The sequence below is a fragment of the Brasilonema octagenarum UFV-OR1 genome (genome assembly GCF_963888615.1).
GTDB classification, from domain to species: Bacteria; Cyanobacteriota; Cyanobacteriia; order Cyanobacteriales; family Nostocaceae; genus Brasilonema; species Brasilonema sennae.
The window spans coordinates 1-1,830 of sequence record NZ_CAWPKW010000317.1 but is presented as its reverse complement, the minus strand read 5'-3'; the positions used below and the strand labels follow the sequence as shown (position 1 = coordinate 1,830).

At 44.5% G+C, this 1,830-nt stretch carries 1 protein-coding gene; it reads left to right on the top strand.

What is annotated here, in order from left to right:
- The first annotated feature begins 438 nt into the window (after window positions 1-438).
- Window positions 439-1,674, top strand: a complete 1,236-nt coding sequence (locus AC5590_RS28290; protein WP_248277444.1) for an HhoA/HhoB/HtrA family serine endopeptidase — start codon at window positions 439-441, stop codon at window positions 1,672-1,674.
- Window positions 1,675-1,830 lie beyond the last annotated feature (156 nt).

The following is a 1,830-nucleotide window of genomic DNA, read 5'->3' as shown; positions in this document are numbered from 1 at the left end:
GGTTTCCCCCATGAGCGACTGCCGAAAGGGTTTCCCGACTTGATGCGTCTGGCGTCAACTGGCGAACCCGGAGGGCTTCGGTGCAGGGTACTTTAGTTCAAGGCGTACTCAGGGGGAGGTGCAAGATCTAAGGAAAGGCTCTTGCCGATCAACACAAACCCAACTTCAATAGATATAATTTCAGTATTGTCTCGACTGTTGCCATCAATTTGATTGTTCCTGTTGGCTGACTTTTCCTTTGAATGTCTTACTATTGCTTCTACTTTTTATTCAAGGGTTTTTCCACAAAGGCTCTGGCCTTTGGAACATAAACCCAACTTCAATAGACATAGGACTTATACAGTAAGACTTTTCACAATGGTGTCATATCTGTGTAACAGTATCGTCACAAAGTTTTTTTAAATTGGAATGGTATCTAGAAAATCTTACAGAAACAAAATGTATAAGAAACCCAGTGATGACAGTCACAATTCTTTAAACCATAATACTGCTGGTTGGAGAAAAACAGCTTTTCATTTATCGTTAGTTTTACTCGGCTCTGGGATGACGTTTGCTGGTGGCTACTTAGCATCTCACTCACAACAGGTAAGTGAAAATGCATCTAACCTTGCTGTGAGTCCAGCAAATGCTGCTCTGCCAATACCACCGAATTCAGATGGTACTAGCTTTGTTACAAAGGTTGTGCAAAGGGTAGGACCAGCTGTCGTGCGGATTGATTCTTCGCGAACAGTCAAAACCCAGTTACCAGAGCAATTTAACGATCCGTTTTTCCGTCAATTCTTTGGATCTGCACTACCACAGCAACAAAGAAGGCAGGAACGGGGGACTGGTTCAGGTTTTATAATTGGTGCTGACGGTCGGATTCTGACCAATGCTCACGTAGTGGATGGTGCAGACACAGTAACAGTAACGCTCAAGGATGGACGCACTTATAAAGGTAAAGTGCTGGGCAAAGATGAACTGACAGATGTGGCTGTTGTTAAAATTCAAGCAGATAAACTGCCAACGGTGGCATTGGGTAACTCAAACCAGCTACAACCCGGAGACTGGGCGATCGCTATTGGTAACCCCCTTGGTTTGGGTAACACCGTCACTACTGGAATCATTAGTGCAACAGGTCGCACTAGCAATCAGATTGGTTCTCCCGACAGAAGAGTAGAATATCTTCAAACAGACGCAGCAATTAACCCTGGTAACTCTGGCGGGCCTCTAATTAATGCCCAAGGGCAAGTTATAGGGATGAACACAGCCATCATCCAAGGAGCACAAGGACTGGGCTTTGCGATTCCTATCAATACAGCGCAACGAATTTCTAATCAACTGATAGCGACGGGCAAAGTACAACATCCTTATTTAGGAATTCAGATGGTAGGATTAACGCCCGAGTTGAAACAAAACATCAACTCTGACCCCAACAGCGGTTTGAGTGTTGATCAAGATCATGGCGTATTAGTTGTCAAAGTTATGCCCAACTCACCAGCAGCCAGAGCAGGGATACGTGCTGGTGATGTTATCCAAAAACTTGACGGTAAAGCAGTGACAGACGCAACCTCTGTTCAAAATGCAGTCGAAAATAGCCAAGTTGGAGGAAATGTAAGCATGGAATTGCATCGCAATGGGCAAAATCTCAATTTGGCTGTGCGTCCCGGTGCTTTTCCAATTCAAGCGCAATAAGCCTTTTGCTTTCAAATAACTTATGTACGGGATGAGCATCTTGCTCATCCCTATTTTTTATCTATAAGACTCCTCCGCAGATTTTTGAACGACACGTAAGGTGGGCAGTGCTTAGCAAAACCCGGATGTAGTCAGCAAAATACGGTAAGCACTGCC

What these genes read in the sequence shown, in the direction of transcription:
- AC5590_RS28290 (WP_248277444.1), top strand. Translation starts at nt 439, where the DNA reads ATGTATAAGAAACCCAGTGATGACAGTCACAATTCTTTAAACCATAAT.